At 43.2% G+C, this 19,643-nt stretch carries 13 protein-coding genes; 8 read left to right on the forward strand and 5 right to left on the reverse strand.

All coding sequences use genetic code 11. The annotated features are described in order from the left end of the window. Positions 1 to 1,031 (reverse strand): Ycf66 family protein (locus tag AC3A14_RS11995; RefSeq protein ID WP_487779008.1); only part of this gene is annotated, 1,031 nt, incomplete at its 3' end. 172 nt (positions 1,032 to 1,203) lie between these two features. Between AC3A14_RS11995 and gnd the strand changes: the two genes are divergently transcribed. From gnd to AC3A14_RS12010, 3 genes are all read left to right on the forward strand, one after another. Then, positions 1,204 to 2,622: a decarboxylating NADP(+)-dependent phosphogluconate dehydrogenase gene (gene gnd / locus AC3A14_RS12000; RefSeq protein WP_318732812.1), complete on the forward strand. Its 1,419-nt coding sequence runs from the start codon at positions 1,204 to 1,206 to the stop codon at positions 2,620 to 2,622. Between the two features lie 294 nt (positions 2,623 to 2,916). Further along, positions 2,917 to 8,304 (forward strand): trifunctional serine/threonine-protein kinase/ATP-binding protein/sensor histidine kinase, encoded by a 5,388-nt coding sequence (locus tag AC3A14_RS12005; protein WP_487779009.1) that lies wholly within the window; start codon positions 2,917 to 2,919, stop codon positions 8,302 to 8,304. A 53-nt stretch (positions 8,305 to 8,357) separates the two neighbouring features. After that, entirely contained in the window at positions 8,358 to 9,119 is a 762-nt protein-coding gene (locus AC3A14_RS12010; RefSeq protein ID WP_318732810.1) for a Uma2 family endonuclease, read from the forward strand. Between the two features lie 28 nt (positions 9,120 to 9,147). Here the strand turns inward: AC3A14_RS12010 and hisA are convergent, their stop codons facing one another. Together hisA and AC3A14_RS12020 are read right to left on the reverse strand one after the other, a co-directional pair. Then, on the reverse strand, positions 9,148 to 9,921 hold the full coding sequence (gene hisA / locus AC3A14_RS12015; protein ID WP_318732809.1) for a 1-(5-phosphoribosyl)-5-[(5-phosphoribosylamino)methylideneamino]imidazole-4-carboxamide isomerase: 774 nt from the start codon (positions 9,919 to 9,921) through the stop codon (positions 9,148 to 9,150). Positions 9,922 to 10,058: 137 nt separating this feature from the next. Next, entirely contained in the window at positions 10,059 to 10,910 is an 852-nt protein-coding gene (locus AC3A14_RS12020; protein ID WP_318699265.1) for an Npun_R2479 family HD domain-containing metalloprotein, read from the reverse strand. 409 nt (positions 10,911 to 11,319) lie between these two features. Here AC3A14_RS12020 and fbp point away from each other — a divergent pair, with 409 nt between their 5' ends. The 4 genes from fbp (at position 11,320) to opcA (ending at position 16,747) form a co-directional block, all read left to right on the forward strand. Next, entirely contained in the window at positions 11,320 to 12,360 is a 1,041-nt protein-coding gene (gene fbp, locus AC3A14_RS12025; protein ID WP_318732808.1) for a class 1 fructose-bisphosphatase, read from the forward strand. Positions 12,361 to 12,419: 59 nt separating this feature from the next. After that, the gene (zwf, locus tag AC3A14_RS12030; protein WP_318732807.1) at positions 12,420 to 13,949 is read left to right on the forward strand and encodes a glucose-6-phosphate dehydrogenase; all 1,530 of its coding nucleotides are present in this window, start codon (positions 12,420 to 12,422) and stop codon (positions 13,947 to 13,949) included. A gap of 405 nt (positions 13,950 to 14,354) precedes the next feature. Continuing rightward, entirely contained in the window at positions 14,355 to 15,371 is a 1,017-nt protein-coding gene (locus tag AC3A14_RS12035) for an FkbM family methyltransferase (RefSeq protein ID WP_318732806.1), read from the forward strand. Between the two features lie 41 nt (positions 15,372 to 15,412). Next, positions 15,413 to 16,747, forward strand: a complete 1,335-nt coding sequence (gene opcA / locus AC3A14_RS12040) for a glucose-6-phosphate dehydrogenase assembly protein OpcA (protein WP_318732805.1) — start codon at positions 15,413 to 15,415, stop codon at positions 16,745 to 16,747. Between the two features lie 170 nt (positions 16,748 to 16,917). Here the strand turns inward: opcA and AC3A14_RS12045 are convergent, their stop codons facing one another. Both AC3A14_RS12045 and AC3A14_RS12050 read right to left on the reverse strand, forming a co-directional pair. Then, a complete protein-coding gene (locus AC3A14_RS12045; RefSeq protein ID WP_413039075.1) occupies positions 16,918 to 17,322 on the reverse strand; it encodes an acyl-CoA thioesterase in 405 nt (134 codons plus the stop codon). 12 nt (positions 17,323 to 17,334) lie between these two features. Then, positions 17,335 to 18,165, reverse strand: coding sequence for an ATP-grasp domain-containing protein (locus AC3A14_RS12050; protein WP_318732803.1), 831 nt, complete (start codon positions 18,163 to 18,165; stop codon positions 17,335 to 17,337). A gap of 302 nt (positions 18,166 to 18,467) precedes the next feature. On the opposite strand from AC3A14_RS12050, the gene AC3A14_RS12055 reads away from it, so the two are divergent. Continuing rightward, on the forward strand, positions 18,468 to 19,643 hold a 1,176-nt coding region (locus AC3A14_RS12055), incomplete at its 3' end, for a UvrD-helicase domain-containing protein (protein ID WP_487779010.1).

Here is a 19,643-nt window from a genome sequence, read left to right on the forward strand (position 1 = left end):
TCAGCGACGGGTTCCTCTACACTTTCAGCTTCTGGCGTTTCTGGCGCTTCAGCGATAGTTTCCTCGACACTTTCGGCTTCTGGCGTTTCTGGCGCTTCAGCGACGGGTTCCTCAGTTACGGCTTCTGAGGCTTCTGGCATTGGCGTTGATAACTCTGGCTCTTCTTCAGTCCAAGTTTCTGCATCTGAAGAAGACATTTCCGAAGGCTTCGACTTTTGGAATCGACTTTTGAGACTATCAAAGAAACCGAATAACCCCGATAGAGTTTTCGATTTCGGTTGTGGAGGAGTCGGAGATGATGAAGGAACGGGCGTTGGTGGAACAACGGGTTCAGAGGATTCCTCAAATTGATCAGGCTCAGGCTCCGACTCTATCGTACTCTCATCCGGAGCATCTGGGGCGATCGCCCCTTGACCCTCGATTTTCTCAGTCGCCTCTATCTCCTCTATCTCTTCATATTTCGATTCAGCTCCCCCTTGCGCCACCTCTAGTTCTGGCTGAGATTCAGGTTCTGGCGAAACCGGTAATTCGGCAGGTTCAGGCTCCGAAACGGGAAATTCCTCCACACTCAGTTCCGATTCAGTCACCGTTTCCTCACCCCCGACAGGGATAGGAGTCTCTGGAGACGTTTCTTCTTGGGTAACAGGAATTTCAGATTCTGGTGTTTCAGGGGTAGGCACAGCAACCTCTGGAGCAGGAGACCTCTTCAACAAACGATTTAAAGCACCTAAGCCATTCTGCTTTAACTGTTCCCCCTCCACAGGAGTTTGTTGACCAGCAGGAGTTAATTGGCGACGTAAGGTTAAAGTTTCCCAACCTAGATACAACAGCAGGGGAACAGCAGCCATTTGGCCGAGCATCACCGCACCCGTAAACCGTCCAGCACAAAACCATAGGGTTAGAGCATAGAGAAAGCCTAACCCACTCCAGATAAAATCACTTTTACGCCGATAAACCTCTGGAAAAAAGAAGAATGCCATATAAAAGGCGAAACTTCCTAAGCCAACGGCTAGTGCCAGAATTCGTGCCATGTCTGCTGAACCCTCTGTTTCTAAATTCTTTGTCTACAGCCTACAGGGTCATTTTACCGTGACGGCCCAGACTTAATCTCTTCTTTACGGGACAATTTTAAAGATCGGGCTAACCTTGTAGGTAATTTGCTGTTATAGCAAGCAATTGTTGGTTACGCGAGTACATAATCTTATGACACAGCCAAGTTTTGGTCTAATTGGCCTTGCGGTTATGGGTGAAAACCTGGCCCTGAATGTGGAACGCAATGGGTTTCCAGTAACGGTTTATAACCGAACTTATGCCAAAACTGAAGAGTTTATGGCCACCAGAGCCAAGGGGAAAAATTTCTTAGCTGCCCAAACTCTGGAAGAATTTGTACAAAAACTCGATCGCCCCCGCAAAATTTTGATTATGGTGAAAGCGGGTAAACCGGTTGATGCCGTAATTGATAGCCTCAAGCCCTTACTTGATGAAGGGGATATGATTATCGATGGCGGAAACTCCCTTTATGAAGATACCGAACGCCGCACCAAAGATCTCGAAGCCTCGAAATTAGGATTTGTAGGCATGGGAGTCAGTGGCGGTGAAGAAGGGGCACTCAATGGCCCCAGTTTAATGCCAGGGGGAACTCCAGCGGCTTACCAAGAGTTGGAACCCATTGTGACCAAAATTGCGGCTCAAGTGGATGATGGTCCCTGTGTCACTTTTATTGGTAAAGGGGGCGCAGGTCATTATGTGAAAATGGTTCACAATGGCATTGAATATGGCGATATGCAGTTAATCGCTGAAGCCTATGATTTGCTGAAAAATGCCGTAGGTTTAACCAATCCTGAACTTCATGAAGTGTTTAAGGAGTGGAATGAAACTGAGGAACTCAATTCCTTTTTAATTGAGATTACCCGGGATATCTTTAAACAAATTGACTCGGAAACCAACCAGCATCTGATCGATCTGATTGTAGATGCAGCCGGTCAAAAAGGAACGGGACGGTGGACTGTCGTCACTTCTTTAGAGTTGGGGGTAAGTATTCCCACAATTACCGCAGCTGTAAATGCTCGCATTATGTCTTCCTATAAAGAAGAACGGGTAGCTGCGTCTCAGGAATTAACCGGGCCAAGTGGTCAGTACAATGGAGATCTCAAAGCATTTATTCCTAAAATTCGAGATGCTCTCTATTGCTCTAAAATTTGTTCCTATGCTCAAGGGATGGCTCTGCTGAGTAAGGCTTCTCAAGAGTTTGGCTATGAGTTGAATCTGAGCGAAATTTCCCGTATTTGGAAAGGCGGATGTATTATTCGTGCGGGCTTCTTAGATAAGATTAAAGTGGCATTTAAGGAGAATCCCAGTTTACCCAATTTGTTGCTTGCTCCTGAGTTCAAGCAAACTATTCTAGACCGTCAGCAAGCTTGGCGGGAAGTGTTGGGTTTGGCTTGTCAGTTAGGGATTCCAGTTCCGGCATTTAGTGCGTCTTTGGACTACTTTGATAGTTATCGTCGCGCGACTTTGCCCCAGAATTTGACTCAAGCGCAACGGGATTTCTTTGGCGCTCATACCTATGAGCGGATTGACCGTCCGAGAGGGGAGTTTTTCCATAGTCAGTGGATGAGCTAGAATCCTCTTGTAGGGGCAAACGGCCGTTTGTCCCTACATCATGTCTAAATTTATGAATGGTTCAAGGAAAAAGCAAAACCAGCTTTTGCCTATTCCCCATTGCCTCCCCCTTACCAACCCACTTACAACCTTAACTGGTAACTCATTCCTATAGCCACCGTGCAGGACTATATTTTGCTAAATTGGTGAGGTAATCTTGATCTAGAGTGGAGGCGATCGCTTCGGGTCGTCCGCTTCTTCTTTACCCAGGGTATCCTATCCGTACTTCCCCAAAGCGATTTAGAGTTTTTGATTATGATCAATCTAAGCGGCTACCAAATTCTTGCTAAGATCTACGAAAGTGACAAAACAGTAGTCTATCGGGGTTGTCAACAAAAAACAAATCTGCCGGTCATTTTGAAGGTACTCAAAGCAGATTATCCTACAGTAGAGGAGCGCAATCGATACCAGCAAGAGTTTGAACTCCTCAATCAGCTCAATCGAGAAAGTGTAGTTAAGGCTTATACTCTAGAAAGCTATCAAAACGCTTTAGTGATGGTATTAGAGGATTTTGGAGGAGAATCCTTAAAACAGTTATTAGCGTCTCAGAAATTTACACTTTTAGGCTTTCTCAACTTAGCCATTCGGATTGTCAAAAGCTTAGGCGATTTACATCAAGCGAGTATTATTCATAAAGACATCAATCCGGGCAATATTATCTTTAATCCCGCCACAGGAGAAGTCAAACTGGTCGATTTAAGTATATCTGTCACCTTTAATCGAGAATCTTCATCATCAGGTCATGCTCCGACAATTGAAGGAACCTTAGCCTATATGTCTCCTGAGCAAACCGGAAGACTCAATCGGAGCTTAGACTATCGCACAGATTTCTATTCCTTGGGAGTCACCTTTTATGAGTTGCTCACCCACAAGCTTCCCTTTGAAAGCAAGGAAACAATGGAACTCATCCATTGTCACATTGCCAAGCAACCCATTGCTCCCCATGTCGTTAATTCTGAAATTCCCCCAGTTGTCTCTGACTTAGTGCTGAAGCTATTAGCCAAAAATGCAGAAGAGCGCTATCAAAGTAGTTGGGGATTACTCGCAGATTTAGAACAATGTTTAGTTAATCTGAAAGAAAATGACCAGATCAATCCATTTCCGTTAGGGGAACAAGATATTTCGGATACATTTAAAATCCCAGAAAAGCTCTATGGACGAGATAAGGAAGTCGATACGCTGTTAGCGGCCTTTGAGCGAGTTGCTGATGGTCATAAAGAATTTATGCTCATTAGTGGATATTCTGGAATCGGTAAATCTGCTTTAGTTCAAGAAATTTATAATCCTATTATCCATAAAAATGGCTATTTTATCCTAGGTAAATTCGATCAGTTCCAACGGAGTATTCCTTATTATGCTATTGTAAAAGCGTTTTCTGAGTTAGTCAATTTATTGCTGACTGAAAGTGAAGAGAACTTAAGAAAATGGAAAAAAAAGCTATTAGAAGCCTTTGGTCCAAATGGTCAAATCATTATTGATGTAATTCCGGAAGTGGAATATATTGTTGGGCCCCAACCTGCCGTTATAGAATTAGGGCCAACAGAATCTCAAAATCGGTTTAATTTTGTTTTTCAGAATTTTATTCGTATTTTCTGCCGTCCAGAACATCCGTTAGTGATCTTCTTGGATGATTTACAATGGGCTGATTCTGCAACTCTGAAGTTGATTGAACTTATGCTGACGGAAGCAGATGTTCAGTATTTTTTCTTAATTGGAGCTTATCGAGATAATGAAGTGAGTCCTAGTCATCCACTGATGATGGTGGTTGATTCCCTGCGGATTCAGACTGTGATTATTAACCATATTCATTTGGACAATATGAAGCTCAATCAGATTAGCCAATTAATTTCTGAGACTTTACATCAAAGGCAAGGATTAGTCAAGCCTTTGGCAGAATTGGTTCAAAATAAAACCGCAGGGAATCCATTTTTTGTGAATGAATTTCTCAAGACCTTGTACCAGGAAAACCTGCTAAGGTTTGTCCCCCCTCAACCGGATATTATGGGTGGATGGTCTTGGGATTTAGAAGAAATTGAGTCCATGAGTATTACAGAGAATGTAGTAGACTTAATGATTGGTAAGTTGCGAAAGCTGCCAGAAGCAACGCAAGAAGTTTTACGATTATCCGCTTGTTTAGGGAATCAGTTTGATTTAAATACTTTGTCTTTAATTTATGAAAAAGAATCCTCTGGAACCTTTCAAGATCTGTTGCCCGCAATTGAAGAAAAAATGATCCGTCCCAATTCTGGTAAAGAATTGGTCGACCTGGATTTAGTTACGGCTCCGTTGTTAATTTTAAATTATAAATTTTCCCATGACCGAGTGCAGCAGGCGGCCTATGCTTTAATCGATGAATCAAATAAAAAGGCGGTTCATCTGGAAATTGGCAGAATGCTATTGGAAAGAACACCAATCGAATATCGTAGTGAACGAATTTTTGAATTGGTCGATCATATGAATGTTGGTCGAGCTTTGATAACAGAGCAGAATGAAATTTTGGAATTAGCTCACCTAAATTTGGAGGCAGGAAAACGAGCTAAAGATGCTACTGCTTTTGTGGCATCTCTTCAATATTTAAAAGAGGCAATGAGCTGCCTGCCAGAAAATATTTGGGATCTCGATCATGAGTTTTCATTTTCTTTGTATAGAGAGCGGGCAGATGTGGAATATTTGAATGGAAATTTTGCTGAATCAGAAGCTTTGATTGCTGAGGTTTTATCTCAGATTGATTCAGATTTTGAGAAAGCGGAAATTTATAATATTCTGTTAATTCAAAATACCTTGAGAGGTCAGTATCAAAAAGCGCTAGAAATCGGGTGTACGGCCCTGGATGTATTAGGGGTGAATTTACCAACTGAAGGTTTAGATCAAGTGATTCCCCAAGAATTAGAAAACGCGAGTAAAGCGTTAGGGAATCGCCCCATTTTATCATTGCTGGATCAACCAAAAATGGAGAATCCACTCAGCGAAATTAAGGTGAAATTATTGAATAATTTAGCTCCACCGACCTATATGCTCGATATTCAGTTGTGGACGCTGATTATTCTGAAGGGGGCAACGTTGGTTTTGGAGGAAGGATATGCTCCAGAAGTGGCGTTCTTGTTGCCTACCTATGGCATTTTATTGGTGAATATTTTTGGACAGTACCGAAATGCCTATGATCTGGGAAGGGTAGCTTATCAACTCAATCAAAAATGGGGACATCCAACTTATAAGGCGGGTGTTTGTTTAATTAGCACTTTGAATTATTGGTTTAATCCCATGAAAGATTCAACATTGCTAGGAAATGAGGCGTATCAATCGGCTCTGGATTCGGGAGATTTGCTCTATGCAGGTTATGTACTGAATAATCAGTCGGTTAATTTCTTTGTCCAAGGAAAACCGATTGAACAGATTTTAGAAGAGATTCTTAAATATTTACCATTTGCTCAGAAAACAGAGAATCAATTGGTAACTTATGTTTTACTGGGTTTACAGTTAGTTCTATTGAATTTAGACGATCAAACGAATGAGCCATTAAATTTTGATGGGCCAAGTTTAACTGAAGCGGAATATGTTGAGCTTTGTCAGCAAAATCAGAATATTTTTGCTCTGTGTATTTATCAGATTTTCAAAATGCAAACGTTATATTTGTATGGGAATCTAGAGGCGGCATTAGCCCTAAGTGAGACGATCGCGGAGAAACTCCAATTTATACTAGGGACTTCACCGGTACCTGAGTATAATTTCTATACTTCCTTGGTCTGTCTATCCGCTTATGGGATGACAGAGGAGACGAAAAGAGAAGCTTTATTAGATAAGGTGAGAGCGAATCAAAGTCAATTAAAGATTTGGTCTGAAAACTGTGTAGCTAATTTCTTGCCTAAGTATTTACTGGTAGAAGCAGAATTAGCTCGTGTGCAAAATCAACTGGAATTAGCGATTGATTTCTACGATCGCGCGATCGCCGTAGCCACAGAGCATGAATTGATTTCTGTTCAGGCGATCGCCAATGAACGGGCGGCTGATTTTTGGCTGCAAAAACAGAAACTCTCCTATGCTCTAGTCCATTTGCGAGAGGCTTACTATCATTACGAGAAATGGGGAATAAAGCGCAAAGTCGCATCTCTGAAGTTAGCCTATCCTCAATTAGAGGCTAAATTTAACCAACTAACCGATAAATTGGATGTGAATACCACAATTCACACCTCTACTAATTCAATTTCCAATAGCCTGGATTTAAATACAGTTCTCAAAGCATCTCAAGCCATTTCTAGTGAAATTGTTTTCGATAAACTCTTGGGGACTTTAATGAAAATATTGATTGAAAATGCAGGAGCGCAATCGGGATTTTTATTGCTTCCTAAAGAGGGTAAGTTGCTGATTTCTGCCTCTGCTTTTGTAGATGAGGAAGCGATTATTAACGAGGAATCAACAGCCGTTGAAACCAGTGAAGAATTACCCATTACGGTCATTAACTATGTGGAGCGCTCTCTCTCCGATGTTGTCTTAAGTCATGCCTGTCGAAATGGACAATTTACCAACGACCCTTACATCATTAAACGTCAGGTTAAATCGCTCCTGTGTATCCCCATTGTTAATCAAGGACAACTGATTAGTATCCTGTATTTAGAAAATAACCTAACGACTGATGCCTTCACTGCCGATCGCATTGAAGTGCTGCAAGTCTTATCCTCTCAAGCGGCGATCGCCCTGGATAACGCCCTTCTCTATGCATCCGTTGAGCAAAAAGTACAAGAGCGCACCCAAGAATTAAACCAGAAAAATCAAGATTTATCCCAAACCCTAGAAGAGCTAAAACGGACTCAAACCCAACTGATCCAAACGGAAAAAATGTCTGGTTTAGGTCAAATGGTGGCTGGAGTAGCCCATGAAATTAATAATCCCGTTAGTTTTATCTATGGTAACCTCGCCCCTGCGACGGAATATGTTGATGCTTTGCTGGATCTGATCGATCTCTATCAAACTTATTACCCTGAACCAGATGAAGAAATTGAAGATATGATTGAGGATATCGATCTCGACTTTATGAGTGAAGATTTGAAGAATCTCCTCAATTCCATGCAGGTGGGAGCCGAACGTATCCGTAAAATTATCCTTTCTCTACGAAACTTCTCCCGACTGGATGAAGCAGATAAAAAACCAGTTAATCTTCATGATGGATTAGATAGTACCTTGTTAATTTTGCAAAATCGTTTCAAAGAGTCGGGGAATGAGAAAGAAATTAAAATTATTAAAGAGTATGGCAATTTACCCCGAGTTAATTGCTACGCCTCCCAACTCAATCAAGTGTTCATGAATTTATTAACCAATGCGTGTGATGCAATGCAAGATCAGCGCAGTGGTGAACTTGCCGACGATCGACAACCCTCGATTACAGTCCGGACTCAAGTGACCGATCGCCAATCTGTGGAAGTCATTATCGCTGATAACGGCCCAGGAATGACTGAGGAGACGATCCCAAAAATCTTTAATCCCTTCTATACGACTAAACCCGTAGGCTCTGGAACCGGTTTAGGGTTATCTATCAGTTATCAAATTGTGGTGGAAAAACATAGCGGCAATCTCAGTTGTGTTTCTGAACCGGGAGAGGGAACTAAGTTTATTGTGGAAATTCCCTTACGTCCGGTAGAGGAGGAATAGGAAATAGTGCGATAAACTAAAGAGAAACTTCTTGTGAATTTGCTGGTGAATTTATGGTACTCCAATACTATCACAGAAATGACTTACCCTTGGCAATAGATTTACCTGACTCTGACGAGACTCCCGTGGATAATGAACTGCAAGATTTAATTCCCACTTTACTCAAAGCTATGCTGGCCTTAATTTGGTCAGAGCGCATGGATTGGTTTTTTGGGGTGGATATGGGAATTTATGTTGATCCGAGCCAAGCGGCTATTGTCCCGGATGGATTTTTGAGTGTCGGAGTCCCCAGAATTATTGATTCAGATTTACGGTTATCTTATGTTCTTTGGGAAGAGCAACAAATGCCGACGTTAGTGTTAGAAGTCGTCTCGAAAACCAGAAGAGGAGAATATACCCAGAAAAAAGAACAATATGCTCAACTGGGAGTTCTCTACTATCTTATCTATAATCCCCTGCGGAAACAGCAACCGAAGCTAGAAGTTTATCAACTTGAAGGGGGTAAATATCAATTATTATCCGGGGAACCCGTATGGTTATCAGAGTTAAATTTAGGCATTGGTCGAGCGGAAGGAACGTATCAAGGGATTGCTAGAGAATGGCTCTATTGGTATGATGAAATAGGAGAGCGTTATCTGACTCCAGAGGAATGCGCTCAGAAGGCTGAGTTAGAGCGCGATCTCGAACGCCAAGAAAAAGAGCGCCAACAACAAAGAGCCGATCGCGCCGAAGCGGTTGTCGATGAGAAAGACCGGAAGATTCAACAGTTACGAGAACGCCTAGCGCGATTGGGTATTGATCCCGATACTAATTAATAGAGGTGCCCTTAATTATTCATTGGTTTTACGCCATCGCCGACGAATCCAAATCAGGGGGAATATCCTGTAAACGACCTGGTCCGATCGCCTGTAGCGCTTCTTTCAGCACCACATCCCCCGTATAGAGCGCTTTACCCACAATCACTCCAGTTACCCCCAAACGCTCTAGGGCCAACAAACTGAGTAAATCCGTCACACTACTGACTCCACCAGAGGCAATTACCGGCACATCCACGGCTTCGGCAACTTCTCGCAAGGCTGGAATATTCGGCCCTTTCAGGGTTCCATCCCGGTGAATATCGGTATAAATAATGCCATAAGCTCCCATCTGAGCGCATTGTTGGGCCAATTCAATCCCAGAAATTTTGGAGGTTTCCAACCATCCCCGCGTCGCCACCTTACCATCACGGGCATCAATACCCACCATAATTTGCCCTGGAAACTCCTGACAGAGCTGTTGGACAAGTTCGGGATTTTCCACCGCCACCGTGCCTAAAATCGCCTGTTTAACCCCGGTCGAGAGCAAATTGGTCACCCCTGCATAGTCTCGCAAGCCTCCCCCCACTTGTACTGGAATGGGGATGGATTGGGCGATCGCTCGAATCACCTCTAAATTCACCGACTGTCCTGACTTTGCGCCATCGAGATCCACCACATGCAAGCGTGTCGCTCCTTGAGCAACCCATTGTTGGGAGATCGCCACCGGGTCTTCATCAAACACCTGACTTTGCTCATAATCTCCCTGATACAAGCGCACACAATTCCCCTGGAGCAAATCAATCGCTGGAATCACATCCATAACCCGTATTCTCCTAACACCTTATAATCCCCTCTATCCTACAGCTCTTTGAATGGCTATGAGGTAAATGATCAGAACCATCAACCGATAGGTTTATTCGGGTCATCTCCCCTATCTTCCCTGGCAATACCCCTCCCTCAAACAAAGCGATCCGTTTGCGCCTCATGTTCAACTCGAAAAACATTCGCATACAAATTCGCAATCACCTGCTTCCCTTCCTGAGTCAACTTCAAATGATTCAACGAAGGCTGAATATAATGAGAAACCACATTCCAGAAAAATGCCGGATAATTATTCCGTAAATCCCCAGGATTTTCATACCCTAACTGTTTATTCGCTCCATTTTCCTCAAACTCATAAAACAGAGCCGGAATCTTCTGTAAATACTGCGGATCGCTCAACTGCCCAATCAAATCCGCCCCTCGAATTAAACCCGGATAATTCATCGTATCCGCATGATCGTCATCCTTGGGAACCGGAAAACGAGTTAGCTCAATATTGCGCTTAATTTCCTCTGCATCAATTAATTTATGACCCCCAAACCGCTCCTCAATAAACCGCTTACCCCGGTCTACATGATAAGGCGTAAGCGCCGCATCCGTTGCCCCTGGCAGCAACTCAACCCTACTGTTTTCAATCCCCGAATCATATAAGCGATCTGAATGCTTATCCTCACGACAAACACCTTTAATATATCCAATATCATGACAGAGCAAAGAAATCATAAAATGGAGCCAATCTTCTGCCGAAACTCCACCCTCACGAATATGTTTTCCACGAAGAATTTCTTGTCCCACCAACGTAACAAAAATCGTATGTTCCACATTATGATAAAGGGCATCACTATTGGCAATATTCTCTAGGGCCATACTCCCAGCCCAAACGATAATATCCGCATAATCCGGTTTATAGCCACCATACGTTCGGCGATAACCATCCCGGAGCTTCACCAAAAATTCATTAATGACAACAGAAGTCAAATTTAACATTAGAGTCTTTGAGGAGGTGCCTTCATCTGGTGTTGAATCTTCTTAATTATAAATTATAAAGGATAACTTCAAATACCGGTGAGAGCGTTTTCAACTCCATCAACTCCCCGCCCCCTCATCTTGTCCTCTTAGCGATCGGGACACGATTAGCCTTTTGAGTCTAGAATTGATCGCCTTTTTTAATCCTCAATTTTCCCAATCTTTACCCCAAAGTTTACACCAACTTCCCCCTGACAACTCTCCTTAGAGTTGATTGGCTCTCCAGCTTCTGGGGCAACCATTTCTATAGTTCACCTTAAGCTTAGAGCCATTGCGTAACCCCATTCCTTAACATGATCAACAAGCCCATCTCAATCCGTTAAGACCCTTGCGGTCAACCCTGTCCATTGCTCTAGGAGGAACCTAATCCATGGCTGATGCCCATGTCGAAGTTGCCCAAGAACATGCCCTTGACCGGGATTGTACCACCCTATCTCGTCATGTTCTCCAACAACTGCAAAGCTTTTCCCCAGATGCTCAAGACCTCAGTGCGATTATGAATCGCATTGCCCTAGCCGGAAAACTCATTTCCCGTCGCCTGTCCAGGGCTGGACTGATGGAGAACGTTTTAGGCTTTACTGGCGAGACCAACATCCAAGGTGAATCGGTCAAAAAAATGGATGTTTACGCCAATGACGTATTCATCAGTGTGTTTAAACAAAGTGGCCTCGTCTGTCGCCTCGCCTCCGAGGAAATGGAAGAGCCATACTACATCCCCGAAAACTGTCCCATCGGTCGCCAAACCCTGATTTATGACCCCATCGATGGCTCATCGAATGTCGATACTAACCTCAACGTTGGCTCTATCTTCTCCATCCGCAAACAAGAAGGCATGGATTTGGATTTGAGCGCCTCCGACCTGCTCCAAAATGGACACAAACAAATTGCGGCTGGCTATATCCTCTATGGCCCTAGTACTATGCTGGTCTATTCTGTGGGCAACGGAGTCCATTGCTTCAACCTAGACCCCAGCTTAGGAGAATTCATCCTCAGCCGAGAAAATATCCAAATCCCCAGCCACGGAGCTATCTACAGCGTCAATGAAGGGAATTTTTGGCAATGGGACGAATCCATCCGCGAGTATGTGCGTTATGTTCATCGCCACGAAGGATACACCGCCCGCTATGGTGGAGCCTTAGTAGGTGATTTTCACCGCATTTTATTCCAGGGAGGAGTCTTTTTGTATCCTGGCACGCTGAAAAAACCAGAGGGTAAACTACGATTACTGTATGAATCAGCGCCCTTAGGTTTTCTCGCCGAACAAGCAGGAGGCCGGGCAAGTACAGGTACTCAAGATATCTTGGAAGTGATCCCCAAAGAGTTACACGCCAGAACGCCTCTGATTATTGGCTCTCCAGAAAATGTGGCTTTGGCCGAATCTTTCCTGAAGAATGCCTCAGAGAGCAAATAACCCTACACCAACCTTTTGTAGATCTAGACTTACACCCAACTATTGTTAGTTAATTCTCTATGGTTACACTCACAGAAAATCCTCTGCGCGTTGGACTGCAACAAGACCGCATTCCTGAACCCCAGATTTTAATTATTTTTGGTGCATCTGGAGACCTCACCCAACGCAAATTAGTCCCGGCGCTCTACCAAATGAAATTGGAGAGACGACTGCCCCCAGAATTAACCATTGTGGGGGTTGCTCGTCGTCAATGGAGCCATGACTTTTTTCGAGAACATATGCGCGAAGGCGTGGAAGAATTTGGGGGGGGACTTCAGTCTGAGCAATTGTGGAAAGAGTTTGCTGAAGGTCTATTTTACTGCCCTGGTGATATTGACAATCCGGAAAGTTATCAAAAACTCAAAAGCTTTCTAGCGGAATTAGATACGAAACGAGGAACTCGTGGTAACCGGGTCTTTTATCTGTCTGTTGCCCCTCGGTTCTTTGGAGAAGCAACCCAACAATTGGGCAATGCCGGGATGTTAGACGATCCCACTAAGCAACGGTTGGTGATTGAAAAACCGTTTGGCCGAGATTTGGGTAGCGCTCGGACTCTGAATCGGGTGGTGACTCAAGTCTGTGATGAAAAGCAGGTGTACCGCATTGACCATTATTTGGGTAAGGAAACGGTGCAAAATCTGTTGGTGTTTCGGTTTGCTAATGCTATTTTTGAACCCCTGTGGAATCGCCAGTTTATCGACCATGTGCAAATTACAGTGGCGGAAATGGTGGGTTTGGAAGGACGGGCGGGTTATTATGAAACGTCTGGGGCGCTCCGGGATATGGTGCAGAACCATTTGATGCAGTTGTTTTCGTTGACGGCGATGGAACCGCCGAATTCTTTGGATGCGGATAGTATTCGTAATGAGAAGGTAAAGGTGGTGCAGGCGACCCATTTGGCGGATTTGAGCAATTTGGATCGATGTGCGGTTCGGGGTCAATATACGTCGGGTTGGAGTAAGGGTAAGCAAGTTCCGGGATACCGGGATGAGGAGGGTGCGAGTCCGGAGTCGGTTACGCCGACGTATGCGGCGCTGAAGTTGAATATTGATAATTGGCGCTGGAAGGGGGTTCCGTTTTATTTGCGGACGGGGAAACGGATGCCGAAAAAGGTGTCGGAGATTGCGATTCAGTTTAAGGAAGTGCCGTATTTGATGTTCCAGTCAGCGGCGAAACAGGCGAACCCGAATGTGCTGGCGATGCGAATTCAGCCGAATGAGGGGATTTCGATGCGGTTTGAGGTGAAAACGCCGGGGAGTTCTTTGCGGACGCGATCGGTTGATATGGATTTTCGCTACGATCGCGCCTTCGGTCAAGCGAATACGGATGCCTATAGCCGGTTGTTGATTGATTGTATGTTAGGGGACCAAACTCTGTTTACCCGTGGGGATGAGGTGGAAGCCTCTTGGCAAGTATTAACCCCAGTGTTGGATGTTTGGGATGCTCCCGCTCCTCCGGAAGTGATTCCTCTCTATGAGGCGGGAACCTGGGAACCGGTTGAGGCAGAGTGGTTACTGAATCGAGATGGTCGCCGCTGGCGCAGACTTTAATTAAGTAGTGGAGGTGGAAGGTCGCTACAGCGACCTTTATAGACGATATTTTTCTGAAAACATCAACTGAAAGAGGGCGATAAAACTCCATTGCCCTCCGCGATCTCATAACCCTAACATCAGGTTAGAGGTTTACTTGCCCAAAAAGTAGCTGAGTTTTTTAGCCCTCTTAAATGTTCCAAGCTAAACCTAGCTTTAGATTCTAGCCTGTTGTCACCTCCTGAGCGTTCTCACTTGCATAGAAATTTGTAATATAATTATGCTAGGTTTAATTTTATAGCGCTTGTCAAAGGTATGTTTACCTCTCTGGTCGCTGGAGCTTAGTCTAGATAAGGGGATTATCGAAAAAACAAGTAACTATGCCGTTGTACAGCGCTATCTTACAAAAAGATACTAGGAAAAAAGATGACAAATCTATTCAAAAAAAACGTTTTCCGTCTGCAATATAAGTTGATTGCTTTTTTAAAGATCTTAGTGAAACCTCTAGTTATTTGGAATTTTACAAGAACAATATTAAACGGGTTCTATCTTCAATTAAATACACAGCAAACATCTTGTTTTTATCAATGGTTTTCCAAGATTTACCGAGATACTCATTTTAGGGTGAATGAAGGAATATGGAAAGTCAATTTTGGTGAACAAACAATATTCATGCCCTTAACTTCTGATTCGCTCTGGCTAGATTGGGATCAAGCTATTTCCATAGTGGGTCACGATATAGATGTCAAACAAACCTATGAGGCAATCTTGACTTCTGAGCTTAGTAAACCAGACTTGTTTGTTGATATTGGAGCTAACTATGGAACCCATTCTTTGTTGTTCTTAATTAAGGGTATAAAAACTATTACATTTGAACCCAATCATTTATGTTATTTTTATTACAAAAATTTATGTAAGTATAATGATGTCACGCCAACTTTAGAAAAGGTTGCTCTGGGAGAAGAGAATGGTTATGTAGATCTAGCATATCCCAAAAAAGATACTTGGAATGGTTCTATCAATATTGATATTATACAGGGTTTAGTTAATGAGTCTCCTGACTCTAAAGACATCATTGTTGAGAAAGTTATTCAAAAAAGGCTTGATGACTACCTTTCACGAATCATAGGAAACAAAGTTTTAATTAAAATTGATACTGAAGGATATGAACTTTCTGTATTGAAAGGATCAACAAAAACACTGCAAGAAGTTAAGCCAATGATTATCTTTGAATGTATACATACGTCTAATTCAAGATCGAAACTCTCTGATTTTTTCTCATATCAAAATTATCTGATTTACAAATCACCTTGGAATCCAGTAGAGCCAGGAGAACCCTTGACATCTGATAAGTTTTCGCAAGATTTATCAACTAACTTTATTGCTGTTTCAAGAGAACAAAGCCTTTTGTTGGCGAAAGCATCGGGGAACGACCTGCTTTAAGGGGAAAATCGTTTATTAATTCTTATTACTCATTACCTGTCATGACTACTACTCCAATTGTTACTTTACAAAAGCCGAAGGATATTTCTCTGGGTGAGATTGAGGCGGAACTGAATAAGATTTGGTTGAGCCAAAATACAGGCAAGGCTAGCCCAGTGGCCACGCGAGCGGCGACGTTTAGTATGGCGATCTATGAGCCGGAAGAATTTCAACAGTTGTTGGCTGGTTTGGGCTTCTATAGTGGCTGCATTGATGGTATTAATGGTCCGATGATGAAGGAGGCGGTTCGTGAGGCTCAGATGAGTTATGGTCTGAGGATTACGGGACGCATTGATGGCCAGACGCTGCACGGTTTGCGGGAGAATTATGAGAAGATCTCGCCCTCCCAGGTTGCTGATATTAGTAATGTGGATTTGAGGGGATCGAGTGTCAGTGAGGCGATCGCTTCCCAAAATCCCTGTAGAGTGATTACCCTTTGTCCTGTTTTAGGCGAAGATCGAGGGGTAAGTGCCCAAGTTTCTGCCTATTGTCCCATTCAAAAAAGCAGTAGCAACAGCACCCTCATCTGTTGTGAATACATTACTCTGCGAGGGACAAAGGAAGCCCTAGAGCGAGTCAAAGACCTGATTTCTTCCCTATTAATCCCCGATTTACCCAAATTTGTTTGGTGGAAAGCAACCCCCAATCGCGAACAATTGTTGTTTCAACATTTAGCTCAACAAGCCAATTGTATTGTCGTCGATTCCTGCTATTTTAGTGACCCGGATTCCGAACTTCTGAAAATTCACGATCTCATTGAGTCAGAAACCTATATTGCCGATCTTAATTGGCATCGCTTGTATCCTTGGCAAGAATTAACTGCCGCCACCTTCGATCCCCCAGAACGTCGAGATTCCCTAGGCGATATCGATCGGGTCACGATTGACTATGAAAAAGGCAATGATTCTCAAGCCTTTATGTTTTTGGGATGGCTAGCCAGTCGTCTCGGTTGGCAACCGGTTGGTTATCACGATGAAGGAGGAGATTATGATATTAAACGGATTGAATTTTCTGGCCCTGAAAATAAAACAATTCAGGCTGAATTAGCTGGTATTCCGACTGCTGACTGGGGCGAAATTCCAGGGGACTTAGTCGGGGTTTTACTGAATTCGAGCAATCCCGAGGCTAATTGTTGCACGATTTTATGTTCGGAAACCATCGGATGTATGCGGATGGAAGCGGGAGGAAGTGCCAGTAATAGTCGCACTGAACAGGTGACTGCGGTTTCCGATCAAAAGGCGGAAGAAATGATGAGTCAACAGCTACAACGCTGGGGACGAGATGTTTTATACGAGGAAAGTTTGGCCGTAACTGCCCAGATTCTGAAGTTGCGATAAGGTATAGCGCTGCGCGCTAGGGAATAGGGAATGGGGAATAGGTTATGGTAGCTAGGTTTCAGTATTGAGCCGGAGTCCTAACCGACTCTTTCTCTGCTATAGAAGTTGAAAAACATGGCTTAATTCTCCTCCCTACCCTACCCTACCCACTACAATCATCTTTTCAGTGATTAATTAGACCATTTATGAAGCCAGTTCAGCAAAACTTTTGGTAGAGGTTGCCTAGTGCGCTGGTGAGCATCGATACAGACATGGCGAGTGGTGGCTTTGGCGACAGCGCGATCGGCCAATCTTATCTTGTAATTAATTTCATATTCATCTGGTGGACAAAACACCGGAGTCAGTTCAATATCTAAACAATCTCCACAAGTTAGAGGTCGATAAAAATCGGCTTCGCTATGAATAATGGGAAAAGCTATTTTCGGCTGACAAAAGAACTCCTTTAAGTCAATTCCCGCCGTAGCTAAAGAGGCTTCATAGGCTTCATGACAAAACTGAAACAGATTGGCAAAATAGACCACACCCGCAGCATCTGTTTCTGCAAAGCGAACGGTTCGAGTATAGTAAAATGGCATCATTTTTTTCCTTTAATCCGACTTCATCAGAGACTGCAAAAGCTTCTCAAAAACTTCTACGGCAAGCCTTTCTGGATTATCGCGAATGAAAATCTTATAATTCGGATTAGAGTTAATTTCTATTAACCATAACTTTCCAGACTTGTCCACCGCAATATCAAATCCTCCATAGTCAATCGGTAATCGCTCAAAGATAGGTTGAATAAACTCTTCTAGTTTGCTTATCGTATCTTCATCCGTCACGTGAATGGCTTGCGCGCCATCCCAATGGAGAGGACTTAAATTCCCTGTAAAGGTTGCATTTTGGATGTTTTTTTCGTAGAGCAAAACCAAAGATTTATTCAGAAAAATAGCCCGATATTCCCTCTCAATTTCAATCACCTCTTGGGCTAAGGCCATATAGTCATAATCTTTGTCATGCAGATTAAAAATAGTCTGTAAGGACTCTTCAATCTGAGCTGTTTTATCACAGAGAAATACATTTTCTCCCCCCGATCCAGTATTTTTCTTGACAATTACCGGTAAGCTAAACGTCTCTTCAATTGCCGCAACTATTTCTGGAATACTCTTATGGATAGCATAGTTTTCGTAAGTAGAAACATAGGGATCGACATAGGCAACAGTTTTCGGCATTAATACCCGATCTTTGAGCAAATGATAAGTATAGTCTTTATCTTTTACCACTTTTAGGATAGCCCCAGTTAAAATCGGAGTAAATCCATTAACAAACAAATAGGGCTTATCGAGATTAACTTGGATTACATTTTCGTTAGGATGAACGATCTCATAATCCAGGTTTAAGGAGTTACAAGCTTCCAATAAAAGACGAATATTGGTAAACATTAGGAGTGTTTAAAGAGTGAATTTGAAGCGGTAGAGAACAATCTGGATAATCTGAGACGGTCTAGATCTCCCTTCATCTCTGAATACCGCAATTGATGATAGCACAAGGTATAGATTTTGCCAAGATATAGCTAAGAAACAGGCGATCGCGAACTGCACACTACTTCAAGAGAACACATCAAAACTCACCTGACTTATTGCAAATAATTCACACTCTAATTTAGTTCTGATTTCCCTGAGCCACACAAGTAATGTTATAATGTCCTCTTTGATTTGCCGTAGATTCAGCCTTGTTCCAACTCATGACCCAAACTTCAGATTTTCTCAGTGTTCTCAACCCTTCGCAACGAAAGGCGGTGGAGCATCTGTGCGGCCCGATGTTGGTGGTTGCAGGTGCAGGTTCCGGAAAGACTCGTGCCCTTACCTATCGGATTGCTAATCTGATTCTACAGCATCGGGTGAATCCAGAACAGATTCTGGCGGTCACGTTTACGAATAAGGCGGCTCGGGAAATGAAGGAGCGCATTGAGAGCTTGTTTGCCCAGCAGTTAGCTCCGAGTTCTACGGGTCGAGATTGGGATGATTTGGGGGATGCCGAACAGGTTCGGTTGCGATCGCGCATCTATCAAGATTATATTAAGCCCCTATGGGTGGGGACATTTCACGCGTCCTGCGCTCGAATTTTACGCTACGACATCGATAAATATCAGGATGAAGCAGGCAGAAAATGGGATAAACAGTTTTCTATCTTTGATGAATCGGATGTACAAGGACTGGTAAAAGAAATTGTCACCAAAGACTTAAATCTAGATGACAAAAAGTTTAATCATAAGTCCGTTCGTTACGCCATTAGCAATGCCAAAAATCAGGGATTATCGCCCCAAGATTTTCAGCGAGAACAACCGAATTATCGGGGACGGGTAATTTCCGAAGTTTATGAACTCTATCAAAAGCGGTTAGCCGAAAATAATGCCCTCGATTTTGATGACTTGATTTTAGTCCCTGTGAATTTACTGCGCAAAAACGAGCAAGTATTAGCCTATTGGCATAACCGCTTTCATCATATTTTAGTCGATGAATATCAAGATACGAACCGCACCCAATATGATTTAATTCGTTTGTTAGCCACGGGAGGAGTCCAGAGCCGTGATTACAAAGATTGGCAAAATCGCTCTATTTTCGTCGTTGGAGATGCCGATCAATCGATTTATAGCTTCCGCATGGCAGATTTTACCATTTTGATGGATTTTCAACAAGATTTTGGCGATGGTTTATCAGACCAAAAAAGCGAGACCATGATTAAATTAGAAGAAAACTATCGCTCGCGAGAAAATATTTTACAAGCGGCGAATGAGTTGATTCAAAACAATAAGGAGCGAATTGATAAAGTATTACGCCCCACTCGTGATTCTGGAGTGCCAATCACTTGTTACCAAGCCGATAATGAAATCGACGAGGCAGAATTTGTGATCCGTCAG

Source organism: Roseofilum sp. (genome assembly GCF_982964205.1).

What these genes read in the sequence shown, in the direction of transcription:
- gnd (WP_318732812.1), top strand. Translation starts at nt 1,204, where the DNA reads ATGACACAGCCAAGTTTTGGTCTAATTGGCCTTGCGGTTATGGGTGAA.
- AC3A14_RS12005 (WP_487779009.1), top strand. Translation starts at nt 2,917, where the DNA reads ATGATCAATCTAAGCGGCTACCAAATTCTTGCTAAGATCTACGAAAGT.
- AC3A14_RS12010 (WP_318732810.1), top strand. Translation starts at nt 8,358, where the DNA reads ATGGTACTCCAATACTATCACAGAAATGACTTACCCTTGGCAATAGAT.
- hisA (WP_318732809.1), bottom strand. Translation starts at nt 9,921, where the DNA reads ATGGATGTGATTCCAGCGATTGATTTGCTCCAGGGGAATTGTGTGCGC.
- AC3A14_RS12020 (WP_318699265.1), bottom strand. Translation starts at nt 10,910, where the DNA reads ATGTTAAATTTGACTTCTGTTGTCATTAATGAATTTTTGGTGAAGCTC.
- fbp (WP_318732808.1), top strand. Translation starts at nt 11,320, where the DNA reads ATGGCTGATGCCCATGTCGAAGTTGCCCAAGAACATGCCCTTGACCGG.
- zwf (WP_318732807.1), top strand. Translation starts at nt 12,420, where the DNA reads ATGGTTACACTCACAGAAAATCCTCTGCGCGTTGGACTGCAACAAGAC.
- AC3A14_RS12035 (WP_318732806.1), top strand. Translation starts at nt 14,355, where the DNA reads ATGACAAATCTATTCAAAAAAAACGTTTTCCGTCTGCAATATAAGTTG.
- opcA (WP_318732805.1), top strand. Translation starts at nt 15,413, where the DNA reads ATGACTACTACTCCAATTGTTACTTTACAAAAGCCGAAGGATATTTCT.
- AC3A14_RS12045 (WP_413039075.1), bottom strand. Translation starts at nt 17,322, where the DNA reads ATGCCATTTTACTATACTCGAACCGTTCGCTTTGCAGAAACAGATGCT.
- AC3A14_RS12050 (WP_318732803.1), bottom strand. Translation starts at nt 18,165, where the DNA reads ATGTTTACCAATATTCGTCTTTTATTGGAAGCTTGTAACTCCTTAAAC.